The sequence below is a fragment of the Pseudidiomarina gelatinasegens genome (assembly GCF_004025325.1).
GTDB classification, from domain to species: Bacteria; Pseudomonadota; Gammaproteobacteria; order Enterobacterales; family Alteromonadaceae; genus Pseudidiomarina; species Pseudidiomarina gelatinasegens.
On sequence record NZ_RSFE01000002.1, the window covers coordinates 224,762 to 245,975 of the forward strand.

A 21,214-nucleotide genomic window follows, 5' to 3' on the forward strand; every position below is an offset into this window, starting at 1 on the left:
CCTTATAAATTAATATTCTACAAGTGCCGAACCCCAGGCAAAACCACCGCCAAAGGCTTCAAGTAATAATTTTTGACCGCGTTGAATCCGGCCATCACGAATTGCGACATCCAACGCAATGGGAACCGATGCCGCAGAGGTATTTCCCGTATATTCAAGTGTGGTAATCACCCTCTCCATCGGCATTTTTAACTTTCGTGCTGTCGCTTTAATGATACGTAAATTTGCTTGGTGTGGCACCAACCAATCTAAGTCACTCGCTACCAGTTGGTTGGCTGCTAAAGTATCCACCACCAGCTCGCTAAGCTTGCTTACCGCAACCTTAAATACTTCATTACCCTTCATATACATCCAAGCTTCGCTTAACTGTTCCGGTGACGTACGCGACATGTGGTTCACACCAAGTAGATCAGCAAATTCACCTGCGCTATTTAAATGCGTTGATAAAATACCAGGCTTGTCTGATGCTTCAAGTACCGCAGCTCCAGCACCATCACCAAATAACACCAAGGTATTGCGATCATCCGGATGACATAACCGCGACAATACATCTGTGCCAATTACTAGCACCCGCTGATACATGCCATTACGAATATATTGGTCGGCAACGCTAAGGGCAAAGATAAATCCTGAACATGCAGCAGCAATATCGAAAGCCGGAATATTATTCTCGGTCAACGCCGCTTGAATTTCACACGCAACGCTCGGAAATGCGCGCTCTCCTGACGTGGTTGCCACCACAATTAAATCAATATCGTCGGCTGCAACTTCTGCAGCCAATAGTGCCTGACGTGCTGCGGCTACACCCATGGTAGCAGCGCTTTCGCCAGCTTCAGCAATGCGTCGTTCATGTATGCCAGTGCGTTCGACAATCCAATCGTGACTGGTTTCGACCCGCTGCTCCAGCATGGCATTCGTCAGGCGCTGGCTCGGTAAGTAATGGCCAGTTCCCGCAATCGTTGCTTGCATAATAAGATTTATTCCTGTTCTAACAGAACTTGTTCTACCCGATCGCGAATTCGCGTTGGTAGATCCCGTTGTGTCTCTTCCACGGCTTGCTCAATGGCGCTAAAAAATGCGCGTACATTTGCATCACCATGACTTTTAATGACGACACCCCGTAATCCTATCAAACTCGCGCCGTTGTAGTGGTCGGGCTTCAACCAATCCCATGAACGCTTTAAACGCTGATAAAAGAGTTTCACAAACCAACGGGTCAGCCAGTGGTCGTGAATATTTGATTTGATATTATTGAGAAGAAGTTCGGCCAGTCCTTCGCAGCTTTTCAGTGCAATATTACCGACAAAACCATCGCATACAATCACATCGGCTTTGCCAGAAAACAAGTCATCGCCTTCAATAAAGCCAATATAATTAATGTGTTGCGACTGCTGCAACAAAGCAGCTGTGGCTTTCACCACGTCATTACCTTTGATTTCTTCTTCGCCCATGTTTAGCAATGCAACCCGAGGTTGTTTAATACCTAATACCTCTTGTGCCGCGACTGAGCCCATCACCCCAAATTGGAATAATGTATCCGAATCACACACAGGATTTGCGCCTAAATCAAGAACGAATGCCGAACCGCCCTGCTGTTGAGGTATGGCTGACATTAATGCCGGTCGTAAAACACCCGGCAAGGTTTTCAGGGTAAAGTAAGCTTTGGTCATTAGCGCACCGGTATTTCCGGCGCTGACACACGCTGCAGCCTCTTCTGAGGCCACTAACTCTAACGCGATACGCATCGACGAGTCCGGCTTCGCACGCAGCGAATAGCCAGGTTTATCGGTCATGGTAACGGTTTGGCTTGCGTGCTTAAGGATAACGCGAGGGTGGTTATCTATCTTCGCATGCTTTAGTAGCGGAATTAGCTCAGAGTCATCCCCAACCAGCATAAAATGAACGTCGGGAAATGTTTTTAACGCCTGTTGCAAAGCGTCAATTACAACTGAGGGGCCATGATCGCCCCCCATTGCATCAAGTGCCAGTGTCAGTGCGGCCATAGCCTCACTATCCTGTACTGGTTACTTGTTAATTACTTTACGGCCTTTATAAAAACCATCAGCTGTTACATGGTGACGACGATGCGTTTCACCAGAGGTAGAGTCAACCGACAGTGTAGGGCCGCTCAGTGCATCGTGAGAACGACGCATGTCGCGCTTCGAACGAGTTTTCCGATTCTTTTGTACAGCCATTTACGCTATCTCCTAAGTTTATTTGCGCTTTAATTCTTGCAACACAGCAAAAGGATTTCCTTTTGCTTCTGGGGAGTCTTCAATATCGCCCCACTGCATTGCGTTACTATCTACCCGACATTCGCGCTCGTCATGTTTGACCACAACCGGCATCGCCAATATCAGCTCATCTTCGACCAACGCATGCAGATTCACTTCACCGAGTTCATCCAGCTCAACTGATTCGTAGCCCTCTGGCATATCGGTGGCCTTTTGCCGCTTCGTAACAGGCGCATAAATAAATGTGCACTGTAACGGAACCGTCATGGTATCACCGCAACGTTCGCAGCTTGCTTGCACAGTCACCTGAGCATCACCGCGAATACGTTTTATGCCCTGCTCGTCAACTTCAAAAAATAATGAAGTATCCACATCAGGACATGGCTCAACCAATAACTCTTGCAAACGAGCAAGCGCCTCCCCCGGAACTAATCCGATATAAGACAATTGCTTGCCGGCACTTTTAACCGGATCTACCGTAATCGGTACTCGAACCTTCTGCATAGGGCGCGAATATTAATGGAATCGATGCGTGAACACAAGTGCTTTTCGTAAAATTACATGGGTTTCAAGCCATATGTTTGCAAGGTTTACGGTGTGTTTTCGTCCAACAGTGGATTAATGCCCCAACTACGCAACATTGCAAGCAACCGAATGAGTGGTAATCCCACCAATGTGTTCGGGTCGTCGCCACGTAAAGCAGCAAATAGACTGATACCCAAGGCTTCACTTTTAAAGCTACCGGCACAATTTAGCGGCTGTTCCCGCTTTACATAGGCAACAATCTCAGCGTCACTCAGGTCACGAAACCGCACCTCAAAAGGCTCTACGCATGACTGGAGCAGCAGTTGCTTGCTGTCATAAACAGCTAATCCAGTTAAAAACGTCACCGTTTTGCCGCGCATGGCCTGCAACTGTTTAATCGCGTTCGCTTCAGTGCCAGGTTTACCCAGAATGGTGCCTTCTACGACGGCGACTTGATCGGAGCCGATTAATACATGCTCCGGAAACTTATTCGCCAGGGCTTTAGCTTTCGCTATAGCTAAGCGTTCAACCAGCGCCAAAGGCGATTCATTAACGAGCGGCGTTTCGTCAACTTCGGGCGCCGCCACGTCAAATTCACGCACAACCTTAGCCAGTAGCTCACGGCGAAATGGCGACGTGGAAGCAAGCACCAAATTCGTTTTCATAGACATTAACCTACGGTTTCTTCACTTAGTAAACTATCTGCTCAGCGTTACACATAGCTTGGTAACGTGGCCAAATTATCCAGAATCGTTAAGGGCTGGTGCTGTAACAAACGTTGTGCATCATGCGCCCCAAAGCTTACACCAATGCGCGCTATTCCGGCATTTTCAGCCATGCGCATGTCATGCACTGAATCACCAACCATCACCGCCTGATGTGCCGAAAACCCTGTTTCCTCAAGAATTTCATTGAGCATGCGTGGATCGGGTTTAGACGCGGTTTCGTCGGCGCACCGTGATAGATGGAATAACTCATGAATATTAGCTTCTTGCCAAACCCGTTCCAACCCGTGGCGCGCTTTACCCGTAGCAACGGCTAAGGTGTACCCTTTTGCCCGTAACCCTTCAAGCATTGCTTGCGCCCCTTCGAATAACGGTGAAGGCGTGATGTCATCATGCACATATTGCTGACGGTAAACGTGCATAAACGCGTCAAACTGTTCGCTCGACAGCCGACCAAACAATTGTTCAATCGCTGGTTCTAAACTGATACCAATAATTTCACGCACCGATTCCACCGTTGGAGCTGGTAGCGACAAAAGCGCTGCGGCACGCTGCATCGAAGACACGATGCGCCCTACCGAATCCATCAAAGTGCCGTCCCAATCAAAAATTATCAGTGGGTACTTCATATAAAACAGCGTCCGCCTAATCGAATTAATGTTTGTCGTAAAGCTTCATCAAGCGGCGCATCAACGGTAATTTGTTTTTCCGTTTGCGGATGCTTAAAAGTAAGTTTATGCGCGTGTAAAAAAAGTCGATTCAATCCGACCTGCTGCATCTGTTGATCAAAATCGCTGTCACCGTATTTGGGGTCGCAAGCTATTGGGTGACCGGCATGCAGTGCATGCACACGAATCTGATGTGTACGTCCGGTTATCGGAGAAGCTTCTACCAATGTACAGTGAGCAAACTGCTCAACAATACGAAAACGAGTTTCTGACGGTTTTCCAGCAGCATCAACCCGTACCACCCGCTCACCTGATTTCAGTGTGTTCTTTAACAGCGGCGCAGCAATAAATTTCACATGTTTTTGCCAGTGCCCACGCACCAACGCCAAATATTGCTTATCCATGGCTTTATTGCGTAATTGCTCATGCAGGCTGCGCAGTGCTGATCGCCGCTTAGCAATGAGAATACAACCACTTGTCTCGCGGTCTAGCCGATGCACCAGTTCCATTTGTTTTGCATCCGGGCGCAGCGATCGTAAACTCTCAATCAACCCGAATTGCAAACCTGACCCACCGTGCACGGCAAGCCCAGCTGGTTTATTCATCACCATCAATACCTCATCTTCATAAAGTATTTGGTGTTGCAGCGCTTGCACTTGATCAAGTTTGGCAGACGGCAACGGATTCGCTTCCGCAATACGCACTGGTGGAATGCGAATTACATCGCCAACCTGCAGTTTATATTCGGGTTTAACGCGCTTTTTATTAACGCGCACCTCACCTTTACGCAAAATTCGGTACACCAATGACTTGGGAACACCTTTTAATTGCGCAAGTAAATAGTTGTCGATGCGTTGCTCTTCGTAGCCAGATTCAACCGTCTGGAAGTGCACGCCTTGTGATATGTTTGTTTGTTCGCTCATAGGTGGCGGATTTTAGCATGAGCTCTTGACAATGTTCATCTTGTATTTACAACGATTTTCGTGGGATAATAATGAATCGGAAAAATCCGCACCGATTTATAGAGAGCGGTACATCATTTGCACAAAGCAATGATGCAGCTAAAGAGTAAAAATTTAACGCGTGGTTTGAGCGGAAAGCGTCACTGCCAATACGTCCACCTCAGCTTACGAAAGTGCGTAGCCAAAGCTACGGCGTCGAGAAGTTGATGGCACGGAATATCATTGGCTCATCTTCATCCGAATTTGGATGATGAAGATTGATTGAGCGCGCCGCCTTTAATTAAATCAAACCAGAATTGAAGAACCAGTGCTGCAACGCAGTATGGCCTTTACAAGCGCATTTCGGCTTGGTAACAAATTGCAATCTCACGTTTATAACTAGTTGTTGAACGGGAGATGGATGTTAGGTGTTGATCGACTAACCCTAACCTAAAACAATTCAATCTCGAAATAGCGATGGCGAAAGCCTGTCGTACCGTGTTGTGGCCCGACATAATGAGTCACATACAATGAAAAGAATGCTAATTAATGCAACGCAGCAAGAAGAACTGCGCGTTGCGCTGGTTGATGGCCAGCGTCTTTACGATCTGGATATCGAAAGCCCAGGTCACGAACAAAAGAAAGCGAATATTTACAAGGGTAAAATTACCCGCATCGAACCAAGCTTAGAAGCCGCCTTTGTTGACTATGGTGCAGAGCGTCACGGTTTCCTACCTCTCAAAGAAATTGCGAAAACTTACTTCCCTAGCGGCTATTCATTCTCTGGGCGTCCGAACATCAAAGATGTAATCTCGGAAGGCCAGGAAGTGATTGTTCAAATCGATAAAGAAGAGCGCGGCCAAAAAGGCGCAGCCTTAACTACCTTTATTTCGCTTGCTGGTAGCTATTTGGTGCTTATGCCAAATAACCCACGCGCAGGCGGCATTTCACGCCGTATTGAAGGCGAAGAACGTAGTGAATTAAAAGCAACGCTAGACGCATTAAATCTGCCAAACACCATGGGTTTAATCGTGCGCACCGCAGGTGTTGGTAAATCACAAGAAGAACTTGAGTGGGACTTAAACGTTTTATTGCACCACTGGGAAGCCATCGAAAAAGCAGCAAACTCGCGCCCTGCTCCGTTCTTAATTCATCAAGAAAGCAATGTGGTGTTTCGTGCTATTCGTGATTATCTACGCCGTGACATTGGCGAAGTACTTATTGATAACCCGAAGATTTTTGAGCAAGTACGTGAACACGTCACGTTAATTCGTCCTGATTTCGTTAATCGCGTAAAAATTTATCAGGGTGACGTTCCATTATTTAATCATTACCAAGTTGAAAGCCAGATTGAATCTGCATTCCAACGCGAAGTACGTTTGCCATCAGGCGGTTCAATCGTTATTGACCCAACTGAAGCATTAACTTCAATTGATATTAACTCTGCCCGCGCTACCAAAGGCGGTGACATTGAAGAAACGGCCTTCCAAACCAACTTAGAAGCAGCAGAAGAAATTGCACGCCAATTGCGCCTGCGCGATGTTGGCGGCTTGGTTGTTATCGATTTCATTGATATGACACCTGCTCGCCACCAGCGAGAAGTTGAAAACCGTTTACGTGACAGCTTGAAACAAGATCGCGCTCGCATTCAATGCGCACGCATTTCACGTTTTGGTCTGTTAGAAATGTCCCGTCAACGTCTGCGCCCATCACTTGGTGAAGCGTCAAACCACGTGTGCCCACGTTGTACCGGCCACGGCACCATTCGTTCAGCAGAATCGCTGGCACTGTCAATTTTGCGCTTAATTGAAGAAGAAGCGTTAAAAGACAACACCATTCAAATACAAGCACAAGTACCTGTTACTGTTGCAACCTATTTGTTGAACGAAAAACGCCAATCAATTTTTGATATTGAAAAACGTCATGATGTATCAGTGTTGGTCATACCAAACCAACACTTAGAAACGCCTCATTTTGACGTGAAACGTTTACGTAGTGATGAGCTAGATGAAGCCAACAGCTTCACCTTAATTGAGAAGCCGGAAGACACCACCACCGAGATTGTGCTCAATAAAGACAAGCCAAGCTTTGAAGAGCCCGCATTAAAAGGCTTACAAGCGCCGGCTGCTCCAGCGCCAACCGCTGCACCAGACAAACCTGCTGCACAGAAAGCTACCGGCCCTGGGCTATTCACTCGTCTAGGTAAATGGTTAAGCGCGCTCTTTAGTAGTGAAGACGATGCGTCGACGAAAGACAAGAAGTCGCCGCAACAGCGCCCGAATGGAAACAATCAGCGCCGTAACAACCGTGGTGGTAACAACAATCGTCGCCGTGGTAACAACCGCAATCGTAACCGTGACGCGGAGAAAGAAGGCACAACGGTTGATGCATCGGCTAAGCCAGCTGATAACAAGCCTGCAAAAGACGACAACAAAGAGCAACGCAATGAGCGTGGTGGTCGTCGCAGTCGTGGTGGTCGTAACCGCAACAAACCAGCAACTGATCAACAAGATACAAGTGCTGTAGCGAAAACGGCAGAAGCCACTGCGCCAGAAGCCGCCAACGAAGAACGTAAACCAGCGAAGCCTAAAGTTCGCCGTCAACGTCGTAAATTGGATCAATCTGTACGTGTTGGTACCGAGCACAGTGATGCGGCACCACAAACAAGTGCACAAGTTGATGCTGCTGCAGAAGCAAAAGCATCGCAGCAACAGTCCCAAGCAACTACTGACGAAGCCAAGCCAACAGCGGCAGCTACTCCAGTAGTAGATAAAGCTGTTGAACAAGAACCTGAAACCAAGCCTGCAGCAGACGCAGCGCCAGAAGCGGATGCAACCGAAGCGGAAGCAAACGATCGCAGCCGCAATCGCAGCCGTCGTTCACCACGCCATCAACGTGCTGCTGGTCAGCGTCGTAAAGCAGAGCAAGAAAATGGTGATGCGGAAGCTAAAACGGATGACGTTAAAGCGGATGAAGCGAAAGCCGAGCCAGTAAAAGCCGAAGAAACAACGGCACCGGAAGCCATTTCAGCTGAACCTGAAGTTACCGTTGCTCCAACGGCTGCTCCTGAGCCTGAAGTTGCAAAAGAAGAAGTTACAAAAGCAGAGCTCGCTAAGCCTGAAAATGCTGATGTAGCGGAAACAGAAGCAACCAAACCGGCTACTGAAGAACCGGCACCTACTGCAGCTCCAACGCCAACAACTGAACCCGAAGCCGCTGAAGTTGCAGCAACCGAAACGGCTGAGAAGCCTAAGCCTGCGAAGGCTGCCGAACCAGCAAAAGCGATTCATGTGCGCGGTAAAACCACCACCGCAGCAATGACCAAAGCTAGTGCCGTTGTACGTACAGACGACTTCACGCCGCTTAATGTGGCCGACAGTAATGTACGACTGCAGTTTAGCAAAGACTCACGCGTAGCGAGCTTTGCCGAAGCGCGCTCAGTCACTTTTGCTGAAATGACTAAAACCCAATAAGGGTTAACAGGTAGTAAAAAAAATCCCAGCTCATGCTGGGATTTTTTATATCTGAAACAAGCAAATGTTACTTCAGGTTTTCTTCAAACAATTTAAATATACGGCGGTACTCATCTAACCAACTTGAAGGCTGACGGAAGCCGTGCGGCTCAACTGGGAAGATAGCCGTTTCAAAGTCTTCTTTTTCATGTTCGATTAAACGCTGAACAACCCGCACACTGTCTTGGAAGAACACGTTGTCATCAACCATCGGTGAGTTGATCAACAGCGCATCTTCTAACCCCTCGGTAAAGTAAATTGGTGAACTACGGCGGTATGCAATCGGATCATCATCAGGCAAATTCAAGATGTTTGACGTATAGCCCGTGTTGTAGTGAGCCCAATCACTTACTGGCCGCAACGCTGAACCAGCTTTAAATAGACCAGGTTCATTAAACAGCGCCATAAAGGTTAAGAAACCACCGTACGAACCACCATAGGTACCCATACGATTGGTATCAACGTGCGTGTTCTCACCCGCCCACTTCACTACATCAATTAAGTCTTCAACTTCAGGCGTGCCCATCTGACGATAAATAGCGGTACGCCAGTCACGGCCATAACCTTTAGACCCACGATAATCAAGGTCAAGTACCACATAGCCTTGTTCGGTTAAGAACGTATGGAACATAAACTCGCGCTGATATCCCGACCAGCCGGCATGAGCATTTTGTAAGTAGCCTGCACCATGAATAAACACCACAGCCGGATATTTCTCAGCACGGTTCGGATCATAGTCTTTCGGGTAATAGACACGCGTGTATATCGGGTCAGCAACATGGCTTGACGCGATAGGCACAATCTCTGGGGCTACCCAATCATACGCCATGAACGTATCTGTCGCAGTGTGCGTTAAACGCAGCGCGGTATCCGTACCGATTGTTTGTACGTACAATTCTTCAGGTTGCAGCGCAGTAGAATGTTTTATCAACAACTGGTCTTCTTGTGGGCTAAGCTCATAGTTGTTAATGCCACCAAGCTTAGTCAGTTGCTCAAGCGCAGCATTATCGGTGCGAACGCGATAAATTTCATAATTTCCCGGGTGCGGTTTATTGGCACTGAAATAAATGAATTCGCCGTTTCCACTCACAGTCGGGTCTTCGGTGACAAATTTGCCGCTGGTGAGTTGCTTGGTGCTGCCATTAAGTGGTTTTACATAAAGGTGCGAATAGCCATCGGCTTCTGACTGGAACCACAACGTCGCGCTGTTCGGTAAAAAGCCAAATTCGTTATGGGTATAGTTAATCCAAGCTTCGTCATGCAGGCGGTCTTGGTTTACCAGACGCTTTCCAGCGAAATCAATACTCGCAATCCAACGATCTTTATTGTCCCAAGCTTCCAGCATTAAAGCTGCGTGCTCACCGTCATCCGTCCAACGAATTGCACCCTCACGCCAGCCCCAGTCTTGCAATAATGTTATTGGACGAGGCTTTTGTTCTGACTTATAGGTTTTGCCTTGCGCGGCATAATTCTCACGACGCACATCAGCAAGAACATCATCATTCCAACCTGGTAATGTGTTGTAAGTTAACGTGGTCTGTTCGCCGGTACTTAAATCGAGCACCAGTACTTCATGCTCAACCGGTTTTGCATCAGCAACACGAGAGCGCACAGGTTGTGCAGCAACACGGCCATCGTCAGTTACATAATTTGGCATGATATCGCCATCAGCGCGCCACTTTTGCGGCTCACTAATTGCTACAATCAGCTTGTCGCCGGCTGGCGATAAGCTCGCTGCAACCACCTCTTTACCCTGCCCCAAGTAAAATGGTTTCGGTGCGAGAGACTCATTGTTGCTCTGCAGTGCCTGTTGCTGTTCAAATTGATCAGCTTTATTTTTCCGCTCAACTTGCACAAACTCGATTAAATCCAACTGCTCACGCGCCACGAAGTCTTTAGGCTCGCTATTCGCCTTTGGCGCATCGGCCGTTTCTAAAGCAGCAATTTGTTGGGTTAATCCGGTGCTCGGTTCCACCACAAAAAAGTCATTACCTTCGCGATACGCAAGACGTCCATCAGTTAAAAATAGCAATTGCGACTGGCGCGCTTCGTCACGTGTTAACTGGCGGGTTTGCTTATTAGCGATATCACGAACAAAGATATTGCCTTCAAAGGTATAGGCTAACAGTGACTTGTCGCTATTATACACACCATTGTTGTAGGCATAATTGTGGAGTTTATCGAGCGGCACTTGGTGCGCATCTTTGCCAACTGGCTGATGATACCAGTCACGAAGTTGCGAACCTTCGCGTTTTTGTTGGAACAGTACCCCACTGCCATCAAGCATCCAGTAGGCACTTTCTGGTGAACGTGCTACCCAGTCTTGGTCCGCCATGATCTGGTTCAGTGTCAACGCTTGTCCAGCAACTGCTTGAGTGTTCTCTGCTGTTGTTAGAACCGCCGGTGGTTTGCTAGCGGTTTGTGACGTGGAGGCATCGGTCATCGCGCATGAAGCGCTCATTAACGCCGCGGCAATAGCAATTGCTACTTTTGTTTTCATTATTTTGGGTCCTTGTTAGCCTAGCAATATTAGGCCATTAAACCAAAATGCCCAGCAACTTACGAGCTGGGCATTTACTTGTTGCGATGAAACTCTTGGTTATTGCGGTTAGCTTTCGGCGTCAGGCTGTTTATTGGGGTGTGCAGCAGCAACCCAAGGCAACTCAATTAAGCGCGCATAAATACCACGAAGCAACGGATAATCGTCCAACGCAATGCCAAAACGTTCAGCACTGTACACCTGTGGAACAAGACACACATCCGCCATTGAAAAGTCCTCACCAACACAGTAAGTGCCGGATACTTCTTCAAAATTCCGTTCCAATGCCGTGAAACTTTGCTTAAACCAGTGCTGTAACCATGCTTGTTTTGCCGCATCGTCTGCACCAAGTTCACGCACGAGGTATTGCTGAACCCGCAAATTAATCAAAGGCTGCAGTTCACTTGCAATATCCAGTGATAACGCGCGGATTGCACCGCGTTTTTGTGCATTGCCAGGCAATAACGAAGGCTTAGGGTGTTTTTCTTCCAAGTATTCAATAATCGCTAGCGACTGATGCAAAATAACCGTTCCATCCACCAACGTTGGCACTAAACCATTCGGATTTAGCTGGCGATATGAAAGCTTATGTTGCTCGCCACCTTCTTTAATTAAATGAACGGGAATGTAGTTATAATCTAACTGCTTATAGTTGAGCGCGATACGCGCTCGGTAACTGGCGCTCGAGCGCCAGTAGCCATAGAGTTCCATAGAGTTGACTCCGCGATTAATCGTCAGACGGTGTGTACTGAACCACTTTTTGATCAATGCTGCCGAAAATACTGTGGTTACTCGCGTCCGTCATTTCAATTTTGATGGTGTCACCAAATTGCATAAACCCAGTACTTGGTTTGCCGTCGCGAATAGTTTCAATCATTCGAACTTCAGCAATACAGCTATAACCTACTCCACCTTCTTCAATCGCGCTGCCATGATCCGTGCCTTGTTTATTCGACACCGTACCTGAGCCAATCACGGCACCAGCACCTAAATGACGAGTTCTTGCGGCATGCGCAACTAATTGTGCAAAGTCGAAGGTCATATCTTCACCGGCATTGGGTTTACCAAATGGCTTACCGTTATAGTAGCTCAACAATGGCAAATGCACCTTGTTATCGCGCCATTTATCACCCAACTCATCTGGAGTAACGGCTACCGGCGAGAACGCTGAAGACGGTTTAGACTGGAAAAAGCCAAAGCCCTTGCCTAATTCATTTGGGATTAATCCGCGTAATGACACGTCATTAACCAACATCAATAAACGGATGTATTCTCCGGCCTGTGCAGGCTCAATTCCCATAGGCACATCATCTGTAATAACAGCAATTTCGCCTTCAAAATCGATACCCCAAGCGGTGTCAGCCATTTCAATGTCATCTTTTGGACCCAGAAAATCATCTGAGCCGCCTTGATACATCAACGGATCAGTCCAGAAGCTTGGTGGCATTTCGGCATTACGCGCACGGCGAACCAATTCGACATGGTTCACATACGCACTGCCATCCGCCCACTGGTAGGCGCGCGGTAGCGGTGATTCACACAAGCTTTCATCGAAATCCTGTGCATCACTGAGTTCACCGTTATTAAGCGCTTGATACACTTTTTCAAGTTCAGGCGCTACGCCATCCCAATCATCAAGAACTTCTTGCAACGTGGCGGCTAATGCCGGCACAGCTACTGCTTTCTTCAAATCGCGACTAACCAGCATCAGCTGACCGTCGCGCATTCCATTTCGATAAGTCGCAAACTTCATAGTTAGTTATGCCTTATTGTCGTCTGTGGCTTTCCAGCTATTCACATAATCAGGGTTTTCGACACTTGCGCACACATCACCCATGGTGAGGGCATGGCGGGTATCGAGCATTACTGCCACTTCATCCGTAAACTTCTTGCGGTACTCTTGCCCTGCTTGAAATGCTTTCGGATGTGGCCCGTGCGTAAACCCAGCTGGGTGAAAGGTTACCATACCTTTATCAATGTTATCACGGCTGAAGAAGTCACCTTCGTGATAGAACAGCACTTCGTCGTAGTCGTCATTGTTATGATAGAAAGGCACTTTGAGTGCACCCGGATCTGATTCAATCGGGCGCGGCACAAAGGTACAGACCACAAAACCGTCGGCGACAAAGGTGGTGTGTGCCGAAGGCGGTAAATGGTAACGATGGCTCATCAATGGACGAATATCGCGCCAATTGATACGAACCGGGGCTAAATCACCGTGCCAGCCTATAGCATCCAATGGGTTAAACGGATACGTAATGACTGAAACTTCGCCATGACGTTTTACCTGCACCTGCCAGCTTTCTTCACTGTATTGCGCTTTAAACGCGTCATCTATATCTGGCGTATCAAGACAAGCTGGATCAAAAATAGCGTGATTACCAACCAAGCCTTTCTCAGGCAGTTGATACGCGCTATTTGTCGCTTCAATCATGACAATGTGCATTGGCTCAATTGGCTCTAATCGCCACGAGGTTGAACGCGGAATTGAGAAATAATCACCTTTCTCTAGCGTTATATGCCCGTAGTCACAATACAGCTCACCGCGGCCTTCGTGAATAAACAGCAGTTCGTCACCGTCCGCATTGCGCACCAAATAGTCCATGGCGCGCTGACAATGCCAAATGCGAAATTTGCAATTCGCATTATGCAGCAGCATGGGTACTTGCCACGGAGACTCGGTTGCCACATTGGTTAATTTGTTGAAGTCGAAATTGCGTGGTCGCAAGTCGCCTTCCCAGTTACTCCAACCTGTTGGAGCATGGCGATGATGAAAGTGCGTAGCGGGCCCAAAGAAACCACTACGCCCTACTTCACGTTCATAGATCGCTTGCTCCGGAAAGTCAGCATGAGCCTGCTTTGAGGCCACACCAACTTGTTTCGGAAAGCTAATCCATTTACGCATCGCTCAATACCCCACGGCGGATTTGATCTTCTTCAATGGATTCAAACAGTGCTTTAAAGTTACCTTCGCCAAAGCCTTCGTTACCTTTGCGCTGAATGATTTCGAAGAACACAGGGCCAATCACCGTTTGGGTAAATATCTGCAACAAAATGCCGTCTTTCATTGGCGCGCCATCAATCAAAATTTGTAACTCACGCAATTTCTCAAGGTCTTCTTCATGACCTTCAACACGCTCATTCACTTTGTCATAGTACGTGTCTGGTGTTGGCATAAAGTCCATACCAATCTTGCGTAAGTCGCGCACTGTTTTATAGATATCGTCTGAAGTTAACGCAATATGCTGGATGCCTTCGCCTTTATACTCACGCAAATATTCTTCGATTTGTGATTTATCATCGTGTGATTCATTAATTGGAATACGAATCTTGCCACACGGCGCGGTCATTGCGCGGCTGAGTAGTCCAGTTAGCTTGCCTTCGATGTCAAAGTAGCGAATTTCACGGAAGTTACCGATACGCTCGTAGAAGCCAGCCCAGGTGTCCATGTTGCCACGGAATACGTTGTGCGTAAGGTGATCAACTTCATACAGACCTGCTGCATGATCTTTCATCTTCGCTTCCCAATTCTCATAGAAGTTAAAATCGGTTGCGTAAATAGAGCTATCAACGAAATAAAGCACGCTTTCGCCGATACCATAGACCGCAGGGAACTCCTCTTCACCTTCAGCAATATTGCGCTGAAATGGTTTTGCGCCATTCGCAACAGCATGCTCAAGAGCATGTTTCGCGTCTTTTACACGCCAAGCCATGCCACATACGCTCGGGCCATGTATTTTGGCGAAATCTTCAGCTTGGCCACCAACTTCTGAATTGATAATAAAGTTGATGTCATTTTGCTTATACAGCCATGCTTCTTTCGATTTATGCTTCGCAACTTCAGTAAAACCTAACTTGGTAAACAAGTCTTTCAGCGCAGCAATACCTGCAGCATCAGGCGCCGTATATTCAACAAACTCGAAACCGTCGGTTTGTAGCGGGTTATAATTAATATCAGTCATAGTTTCCTCGTTATTCATTTGCGTGAACGCGTTGTTCGAATTTTTGGACGCGTTTAAAGAATTTATCCACTCTACTATGCGCATTTAGCGGGGACAGCGCTAGGCGCACTCGAACATTAGCGCGGTGGTTGGAAAACCAACAATATGTAAAGTATTTGATACAGATCAATAATAGGCAGGTTTGCAGGCTCTGCGTGTCAGCTTTTCAATACAAGTGTGGTAAAGGCGTAAAGAAAAGAATACAACGACGTTAGTCGTTATTCGTTATTCGTTATTCGTTATTCGTTAGTCGAACGCTTCGCTCTTCGTTAATTCAAAAACAACAACCAATAACGATTAACGATTAACGAACATCTTATTTCTTCCGCGTTTTCCCAATACCATAGTCACGTAATTTATTGGCTACCGCCGTGTGCGACAAACCGAGCTTTTTGGCTAACTGGCGTGTGCTTGGATAACTCGGATATAAACGACGCAAGATGGTTGCCTCGAACTTCTTCACAGTTTCATCCAAGCTGCCTTCTTCGAGGTCAATCGCAACATTCTCTTGCAGGGTATCAGCGCCTGGCAGATAGATATCATCAACATCCAGTGTGTCGCCCTCAGACATGGATATTGAACGAAATAGCACGTTTTCTAGCTGGCGGACATTACCTGGCCACTGATACCGCTGCAATGCTTCGCGACAACCTCGCGTCAATAACATCAAGCTGCGGCCCAGCCGCTGACAGGCCTGAACGGTAAAGTGTTCAGCCAAAATGGCGATATCTGACTTGCGATCGCGTAATGGCGGCACCTGTAAGGTCAGCACATTCAACCGGTAAAACAAATCTTCACGGAAACTGCCCGCTTCAACCCGCTCAATTAAATCATCTTGGGCGGAACATATAATGCGGACATCAACCGTCACTTCCTCTTCCTCACCAATGCGGCGAAAACGACCATCTTGGATAAAGCGCAGCAGCTTGGCTTGCAAGCCGTTGGACATCTCACCAACCGCATCGAGCAACACCGTGCCGCCATTCGCTTGCTCAAAAATTCCTTTTTTAGCTTCAGTATATGGGCCCAAACTGCCTTTGCCGTGGCCAAATAATTCACTTTCAGCGACGTTATCGGGTAATGCAGCACAATTAATCGCTAGAAACGGTTTATCTGCGCGGTGGCTGGCTTGGTGGCATGCGCGTGCCAACAGTTCTTTACCGACACCCGTTTCACCTTGAATAAGCAGTGGCACATTGAGTTCTGCCATGCGTGCAGCTTCTTTCAATAGGCGTTTAATACTGGCGTGCTCACCTAATATTTGTGTGAACGCATCATGATTGATACCGCGCTGCCACTGTTCCACTAATGGCTGTGGTTTACAGGTAATAACGGCCCCAGCAAAACTGTTTTTACCGGTTTCATCAGCAACCCATACTGGCAGTAAGTCCGCAAAATATTTTGCACCACCGGCACTAATTTGTTCCACGGTTGGTTCGGTCGGTTGCTTTTCCAACCAACGCTGCACCGAAAAACCCGACAGCCATAAGCTTATCGATGTGCCCACTAAGTCGGTGCGGTTGTCACTCAATACCTGATGTGCCGCATCGTTGGCGATATCAATCACACCTTTGCTGTCGACAGAAAGTATGGGGTCAGGAAGTTTACTCAGTAACAGCTTAAATTCGAAATGCTCGCGCTCAGAAGGCATGTAAGCAATTGTTTTTACGTCTTTTACGTTCGGTATTCTGCGAATTTCCGGCATTAAATGCTGAAAATCTTTAAATTCCAGTTCAGGAAAATTCAGAAAGATTTTCCCTTTGGGATCCACCTCAATGCCACGTAGATCGATTTCATGATCGCGGAGTATTTGTAATACATCTTGCGCAATACCAAGACGGTCGTCGCAGGTTATTTCCAAACGCATAAGCACAACTTCTGATAAGTATTTTGTAAACTTTAATATACACAAAAAAAGCCCTCGGGATAAGTATCCTCGAGGGCTTTTTTAAGTCGTCCGAGCAGTATTAATCTTGATTTAATACGCCGTCTGTACGGGCTGCCATAATAAAATCGTTTTTGTGCAAACCGTTAATGGCATGCGTCCACCACGTTACAGTCACTTTGCCCCACTCGGTCACCAAGGTAGGGTGATGAAATTCAGCTTCAGCAATGTCACCTACTTTATTGGTGAATGCGAGCGCTAGTTTGAAGTTTTTAAACTTAAACTCACGTTCTAACTGCATCACGCCATCGCGTACCACCGGCGTCCAATCTGGAATTTCACGAATTAGCTCCGCAAGTTCCGCATCAGTAACTTTTGGCGCTTCAGCATTACACGCTTCACATTTTTGTTGTTTTAAATCAGACATTCGAATCCTCTATTCACATCAATCAGGGTTAAGCAGCGTCAGTTTTCGGCTTTGGTGGAAATTTCGGTTCAAACAAACCTAACTCCATCGCTTCACGAACCAACGCCATAATATCTAAATCAGCAATTTCAAATAATTCTTCAGTACTACCAATGGTGTAATAAATCGGTTGCATGATATCAATCCGATAAGGTGTACGTAGCGCATCGAGTGGCACTAAAGGCTTACGTTCAGGTTTATCACTATTGATTGCATATTCGGTTTCACCTGGCGACGATAAAATTCCGCCACCATAAATACGTAGGCCGTCGGCAGTTTTTAACAAGCCAAATTCTACCGTAAACCAATACAAGCGCGCTAAATAAACGCGCTCTTTTGGTGTGGCATTTAAACCGAGCTTGCCATACTGGTGCGTGAAATGTGCGAACGCTGGGTTTGTCAACAATGGACAATGCCCAAATATCTCATGAAAAATATCAGGTTCTTGCAAGTAATCAAATTCTTCACGCGTACGAATAAAGGTGGCAACCGGAAATTGTTTATTCGCTAACAACCGGAAAAACTCGTCAAACGGAATCAACGCCGGAACTTGAGCAACTTGCCAACCGGTTGTCGCTTGCAGCACTTCATTTACTTCGTGCAACTGCGGAACGCGGTCTAGCGGCAAACCTAAAAGGTCAAGGCCGTGCATGTATTCGTCGCAGGCTTTTCCTGGAATATGTTTAAGCTGGCGCTCAACAAGATCGTGCCACACGGCATTATCCTCGTCACTCCAGGCAATAATACCATTCTCGTCGGGCTGTCTTGAAACATAGTTGCTTTGTTTACCCATAGCGGACTTGTTCCCCTGTTGTTTGTGTTTGGCTATTTGCACAAGCGGCAAACGCTTGTTCCAAATCAGCGATAATGTCGTCGGTGGCTTCTAAACCAACCGAAATACGAATAAGTGTTTCGCTAATTCCCGCAGCGGCACGTGCCTCTGGTGTGTAGGGCGAGTGCGTCATCGACGCAGGATGCTGAATTAACGTTTCAGCATCACCTAAGCTCACGGCAATTGTTATCAATTGCAAGCTATCCAGTAGCTGTTGTGCTGTGTGTATATCGCCATGCAATTCAAATGCAATCACAGCACCAGCGCCATGCATCTGCGTACCCATTAACGCTTGTGCTGGGTGATCACTGAAGCCCGGGAAATAAATCGATTTCACCATAGGCTGCTCACGCAAATACTCTGCTACTTTGACTGCATTCGCGCAATGACGTTCCATGCGAACATCCAGCGTTTTTAAACCACGCAAAATGAGCCATGCGTCATGCGGGCTCATGGTCGCCCCCATATCCTTGAGTGTCGTGAGCTTGATTAACTCAATATCTTCTTCGCTGCCGCAAACAATACCAGCGACAACATCACCGTGCCCATTCAGGTATTTAGTGGCACTGTGCAAAACAAGATCAGCGCCATGCTTGCCTGGTTGCTGCAACAGCGGCGTCATGAAGGTGTTATCCACCACTAAGCGCGCCTCGCGTTCATGCGCAATGTCGGCAATTGCTTGAATATCGATTACTTTTAAGTGCGGATTAACTGGGGATTCTAAAAATACAAGCTTCGTTGTATCTCGCATTGCTGCGCGGGTTTGTTCAAGGTCCGCCATATCAACAAAGTCGACCGCAATGCCGAAACGCGTAAATAAATGTGAGAACAGCGCAAAACTACAACCATAAATGGCATCGGAAACCAATACGTGGTCGCCGTGTTGCAGAAAGGCCAGCATACTCGCTGAAACAGCGCCCATGCCTGTTGCCGTTGCTGCCGCCGCCGGGAATTCCTCGAGTGCTGCAACCCGCTGTTCAAGTTCAGTAACCGTCGGGTTGCCAAGCCTGCTGTAAATGTACCCTGGTTCTTCGCCCGCGAAACGCGCTGAGCCTTGCGCCGTATTTTCAAAAGAAAATGTCGCAGTTTGATAAAGAGGCGCAACCAAAGCGCCGTGCTCATCCCGGCGTTTACCACCGTGAATGGTCAGCGTCGCTGGCCGCCATTGCGTTTTGTCTTTGTTATTAGTGCGCATTGGCAGAAAATCTCCTTGTTGTAGGCCAACAGAGTGCATTCAGCCCCGAATGAACGCAACAGTGAACTTTGATGTCGATCATATTTTGCTGTAACGGAAATTTTCCACCTGCATAAAAAAACCCGCTGCAGGGCAAACCTATCAGCGGGCTACTCACGGTGTTCTTGGGCAAGACCATTATCCGGTATTCATGTGTGCGCTGTGTTAAATCTGTTACAAACGATCCAGTTCGCGATCGATCTGATATGCATTGGATGTTACATAACGTTCCATCTTTTGCAGCGAACGTTCCAGCTCATTAAATTCCTGTGTAATTTCCTGAAATGCGCGCTGTGGTGGCTCGCCGGCTTGCCAAACTTTCGTCTTAACACCAAGGTTGTGATGCGTATGGCTTACCGGTTGAGGCTTTTTTTCGTCAAGAATAAACCACATAGCAACATAGATGACTAAGACGAAACTTGAACTGAAAATTAAAGCCGTGACCGCAATAATGCGCACCAACCAAACTTCAATATTAAAATAGGCTGCAATACCCGCGCATACGCCGGCAATCTTGCCGTTGGCCTTATCACGCGTTAAGGTTTTGCGTTCTTTGCAATCGTTACTCATGCGCGCTCCCTCCATTTCGGTGAATCGGCATCAAGAATTGATTCTAAGGTTTTGATGCGGTCACGCATACGCTCCGCCTGGTGAGCAAGCTCTTGCAATTGCAACAACTCTTCTTGGCTCAAACCTTGACCGATTTTGCGTTGGCTACGGTAATGCATAATGATCCATATTGGTGCTACAAAGATCATAAAAAGAATTATCGGAGCGCCAATCATTGGGACTAAAATATCCATGTGTTTCTCGTCTCTCGTTGTTCAAAGGCCGTGGGTGTCCGCAAACACCCACACCGGTTGGCAACAATAAATTACGCTTTGTTGTCTGTTTTATCTTTTTTAACGCGTGCTTTCATCGCTTCAAGTTCGTCGCTGATTTTGTCATCAGTTTCGAGTTGAGCAAATTCATCACGCAAGGTTTTCTTGCCTAGGTCATAAGCTTCCACTTGCGACTCTAGATCATCAATCTTTGACTCGAATCGCTCGAAGCGCAACATTGCATCATCAATTTTTCCACTATCAATGGTCTTTTTCACTTCCAAACGGCTGCTAACAGCACGTTGGCGCATGATAATGGTTTTCTGACGTGCTTTGGCGTCGGCTAATTTTTCTTGCAACTGACCAACTTCCTCGCCTAAACGATTCAGATGTTCATCAATACGTGCCACATCTGATTTTAAGCTTTCAGCATTCGCTGTGGCTTTCTGTTTCTCAACTAAAGCCATGCGAGCTAAGTCGTCACGATCTTTGCTCAGCGCCAGTTCAGCTTTCGCGTCCCACTCCGCTACTTCTTTGTCGAAGCGAGCAAGTTGGCGCTCTGTGTCTTTCTTCTCTGCAATCAGGCGTGCTGATGTAGAACGTACTTCTACCAACGTGTCTTCCATTTCCTGGATAATTAGACGAACCATTTTTTCTGGATCTTCCGCCTTATCCAACAGTGCGTTGATGTTTGAATTTACGATATCTGTAAAACGTGTAAAGATACCCATGTTCGTGTCCTCATAAAGCGTCAATTAAAATTTGAATTAAGTTCGCTGAAATACCTTGCATGTACCGTGCCAACTTTTGAAAACTCGTGCAACCAGCTTA

At 47.1% G+C, this 21,214-nt stretch carries 20 protein-coding genes; 1 reads left to right on the top strand and 19 read right to left on the bottom strand.

What is annotated here, in order from left to right; translation table 11 throughout:
- Nucleotides 1-9: 9 nt before the first annotated feature.
- From EGC76_RS03295 to rluC, 7 genes are all read right to left on the bottom strand, one after another.
- Complete coding sequence (locus EGC76_RS03295; protein WP_128351592.1) at nt 10-969, bottom strand: beta-ketoacyl-ACP synthase III; 960 nt, start codon at nt 967-969, stop codon at nt 10-12.
- Nucleotides 970-977: 8 nt separating this feature from the next.
- Complete coding sequence (gene plsX / locus EGC76_RS03300; protein ID WP_128351593.1) at nt 978-2,003, bottom strand: phosphate acyltransferase PlsX; 1,026 nt, start codon at nt 2,001-2,003, stop codon at nt 978-980.
- 21 nt (nt 2,004-2,024) lie between these two features.
- Entirely contained in the window at nt 2,025-2,195 is a 171-nt protein-coding gene (rpmF, locus tag EGC76_RS03305) for a 50S ribosomal protein L32 (protein ID WP_128351594.1), read from the bottom strand.
- An 18-nt stretch (nt 2,196-2,213) separates the two neighbouring features.
- Entirely contained in the window at nt 2,214-2,738 is a 525-nt protein-coding gene (gene yceD / locus EGC76_RS03310; RefSeq protein WP_128351595.1) for a 23S rRNA accumulation protein YceD, read from the bottom strand.
- An 86-nt stretch (nt 2,739-2,824) separates the two neighbouring features.
- Nucleotides 2,825-3,424, bottom strand: a complete 600-nt coding sequence (locus EGC76_RS03315; protein ID WP_128351596.1) for a Maf family protein — start codon at nt 3,422-3,424, stop codon at nt 2,825-2,827.
- 47 nt (nt 3,425-3,471) lie between these two features.
- Nucleotides 3,472-4,113, bottom strand: a complete 642-nt coding sequence (locus EGC76_RS03320) for an HAD family hydrolase (RefSeq protein ID WP_128351597.1) — start codon at nt 4,111-4,113, stop codon at nt 3,472-3,474.
- Complete coding sequence (gene rluC, locus EGC76_RS03325; protein ID WP_128351598.1) at nt 4,110-5,075, bottom strand: 23S rRNA pseudouridine(955/2504/2580) synthase RluC; 966 nt, start codon at nt 5,073-5,075, stop codon at nt 4,110-4,112. The genes EGC76_RS03320 and rluC overlap by 4 nt, the downstream gene beginning before the upstream one ends.
- Before the next feature lie 548 nt (nt 5,076-5,623).
- Here rluC and rne point away from each other — a divergent pair.
- On the top strand, nt 5,624-8,566 hold the full coding sequence (gene rne, locus EGC76_RS03330) for a ribonuclease E (protein WP_128351599.1): 2,943 nt from the start codon (nt 5,624-5,626) through the stop codon (nt 8,564-8,566).
- Nucleotides 8,567-8,633: 67 nt separating this feature from the next.
- On the opposite strand, the gene EGC76_RS03335 is transcribed toward rne, so the two are convergent.
- From EGC76_RS03335 to pspA, 12 genes are all read right to left on the bottom strand, one after another.
- Nucleotides 8,634-11,105, bottom strand: a complete 2,472-nt coding sequence (locus tag EGC76_RS03335; protein WP_181950944.1) for a S9 family peptidase — start codon at nt 11,103-11,105, stop codon at nt 8,634-8,636.
- 108 nt (nt 11,106-11,213) lie between these two features.
- Nucleotides 11,214-11,855: a maleylacetoacetate isomerase gene (maiA, locus tag EGC76_RS03340; RefSeq protein ID WP_128351601.1), complete on the bottom strand. Its 642-nt coding sequence runs from the start codon at nt 11,853-11,855 to the stop codon at nt 11,214-11,216.
- Between the two features lie 16 nt (nt 11,856-11,871).
- Nucleotides 11,872-12,897, bottom strand: coding sequence for a fumarylacetoacetate hydrolase family protein (locus tag EGC76_RS03345; RefSeq protein ID WP_128351602.1), 1,026 nt, complete (start codon nt 12,895-12,897; stop codon nt 11,872-11,874).
- 6 nt (nt 12,898-12,903) lie between these two features.
- Nucleotides 12,904-14,049, bottom strand: coding sequence for a homogentisate 1,2-dioxygenase (locus EGC76_RS03350; RefSeq protein ID WP_128351603.1), 1,146 nt, complete (start codon nt 14,047-14,049; stop codon nt 12,904-12,906).
- A complete protein-coding gene (gene hppD, locus EGC76_RS03355; RefSeq protein ID WP_128351604.1) occupies nt 14,042-15,106 on the bottom strand; it encodes a 4-hydroxyphenylpyruvate dioxygenase in 1,065 nt (354 codons plus the stop codon). Before hppD ends, EGC76_RS03350 begins: the two co-directional genes overlap by 8 nt.
- Before the next feature lie 355 nt (nt 15,107-15,461).
- The gene (tyrR, locus tag EGC76_RS03360) at nt 15,462-17,012 is read right to left on the bottom strand and encodes a transcriptional regulator TyrR (RefSeq protein WP_128351605.1); all 1,551 of its coding nucleotides are present in this window, start codon (nt 17,010-17,012) and stop codon (nt 15,462-15,464) included.
- A 100-nt stretch (nt 17,013-17,112) separates the two neighbouring features.
- Nucleotides 17,113-17,457, bottom strand: coding sequence for a 4a-hydroxytetrahydrobiopterin dehydratase (locus tag EGC76_RS03365; RefSeq protein ID WP_128351606.1), 345 nt, complete (start codon nt 17,455-17,457; stop codon nt 17,113-17,115).
- A 28-nt stretch (nt 17,458-17,485) separates the two neighbouring features.
- Nucleotides 17,486-18,289 carry a phenylalanine 4-monooxygenase gene (phhA, locus tag EGC76_RS03370; RefSeq protein WP_128351607.1) on the bottom strand — a complete coding sequence of 268 codons (804 nt, stop codon included), beginning with the start codon at nt 18,287-18,289 and terminating at the stop codon, nt 17,486-17,488.
- Complete coding sequence (megL, locus tag EGC76_RS03375; RefSeq protein WP_128351608.1) at nt 18,282-19,523, bottom strand: methionine gamma-lyase; 1,242 nt, start codon at nt 19,521-19,523, stop codon at nt 18,282-18,284. The genes phhA and megL overlap by 8 nt, the downstream gene beginning before the upstream one ends.
- A 213-nt stretch (nt 19,524-19,736) precedes the next feature.
- A complete protein-coding gene (gene pspC, locus EGC76_RS03380; RefSeq protein WP_128351609.1) occupies nt 19,737-20,132 on the bottom strand; it encodes an envelope stress response membrane protein PspC in 396 nt (131 codons plus the stop codon).
- Nucleotides 20,129-20,365 carry an envelope stress response membrane protein PspB gene (pspB, locus tag EGC76_RS03385; RefSeq protein WP_128351610.1) on the bottom strand — a complete coding sequence of 79 codons (237 nt, stop codon included), beginning with the start codon at nt 20,363-20,365 and terminating at the stop codon, nt 20,129-20,131. The genes pspC and pspB overlap by 4 nt, the downstream gene beginning before the upstream one ends.
- A gap of 71 nt (nt 20,366-20,436) precedes the next feature.
- Nucleotides 20,437-21,114: a phage shock protein PspA gene (pspA, locus tag EGC76_RS03390; RefSeq protein ID WP_128351611.1), complete on the bottom strand. Its 678-nt coding sequence runs from the start codon at nt 21,112-21,114 to the stop codon at nt 20,437-20,439.
- Nucleotides 21,115-21,214: the final 100 nt, after the last annotated feature.

Excerpts from the sequence above, each read along its gene's own strand:
- yceD (WP_128351595.1), bottom strand. The coding sequence starts at position 2,738 with ATGCAGAAGGTTCGAGTACCGATTACGGTAGATCCGGTTAAAAGTGCC.
- EGC76_RS03295 (WP_128351592.1), bottom strand. The coding sequence starts at position 969 with ATGCAAGCAACGATTGCGGGAACTGGCCATTACTTACCGAGCCAGCGC.
- plsX (WP_128351593.1), bottom strand. The coding sequence starts at position 2,003 with ATGGCCGCACTGACACTGGCACTTGATGCAATGGGGGGCGATCATGGC.
- rpmF (WP_128351594.1), bottom strand. The coding sequence starts at position 2,195 with ATGGCTGTACAAAAGAATCGGAAAACTCGTTCGAAGCGCGACATGCGT.
- EGC76_RS03335 (WP_181950944.1), bottom strand. The coding sequence starts at position 11,105 with ATGAAAACAAAAGTAGCAATTGCTATTGCCGCGGCGTTAATGAGCGCT.
- pspB (WP_128351610.1), bottom strand. The coding sequence starts at position 20,365 with ATGGATATTTTAGTCCCAATGATTGGCGCTCCGATAATTCTTTTTATG.
- pspC (WP_128351609.1), bottom strand. The coding sequence starts at position 20,132 with ATGAGTAACGATTGCAAAGAACGCAAAACCTTAACGCGTGATAAGGCC.
- maiA (WP_128351601.1), bottom strand. The coding sequence starts at position 11,855 with ATGGAACTCTATGGCTACTGGCGCTCGAGCGCCAGTTACCGAGCGCGT.
- EGC76_RS03365 (WP_128351606.1), bottom strand. The coding sequence starts at position 17,457 with ATGTCTGATTTAAAACAACAAAAATGTGAAGCGTGTAATGCTGAAGCG.
- hppD (WP_128351604.1), bottom strand. The coding sequence starts at position 15,106 with ATGACTGATATTAATTATAACCCGCTACAAACCGACGGTTTCGAGTTT.
- pspA (WP_128351611.1), bottom strand. The coding sequence starts at position 21,114 with ATGGGTATCTTTACACGTTTTACAGATATCGTAAATTCAAACATCAAC.
- rluC (WP_128351598.1), bottom strand. The coding sequence starts at position 5,075 with ATGAGCGAACAAACAAACATATCACAAGGCGTGCACTTCCAGACGGTT.
- phhA (WP_128351607.1), bottom strand. The coding sequence starts at position 18,289 with ATGGGTAAACAAAGCAACTATGTTTCAAGACAGCCCGACGAGAATGGT.
- EGC76_RS03350 (WP_128351603.1), bottom strand. The coding sequence starts at position 14,049 with ATGCGTAAATGGATTAGCTTTCCGAAACAAGTTGGTGTGGCCTCAAAG.
- tyrR (WP_128351605.1), bottom strand. The coding sequence starts at position 17,012 with ATGCGTTTGGAAATAACCTGCGACGACCGTCTTGGTATTGCGCAAGAT.
- EGC76_RS03315 (WP_128351596.1), bottom strand. The coding sequence starts at position 3,424 with ATGAAAACGAATTTGGTGCTTGCTTCCACGTCGCCATTTCGCCGTGAG.
- megL (WP_128351608.1), bottom strand. The coding sequence starts at position 19,523 with ATGCGCACTAATAACAAAGACAAAACGCAATGGCGGCCAGCGACGCTG.
- rne (WP_128351599.1), top strand. The coding sequence starts at position 5,624 with ATGAAAAGAATGCTAATTAATGCAACGCAGCAAGAAGAACTGCGCGTT.
- EGC76_RS03345 (WP_128351602.1), bottom strand. The coding sequence starts at position 12,897 with ATGAAGTTTGCGACTTATCGAAATGGAATGCGCGACGGTCAGCTGATG.
- EGC76_RS03320 (WP_128351597.1), bottom strand. The coding sequence starts at position 4,113 with ATGAAGTACCCACTGATAATTTTTGATTGGGACGGCACTTTGATGGAT.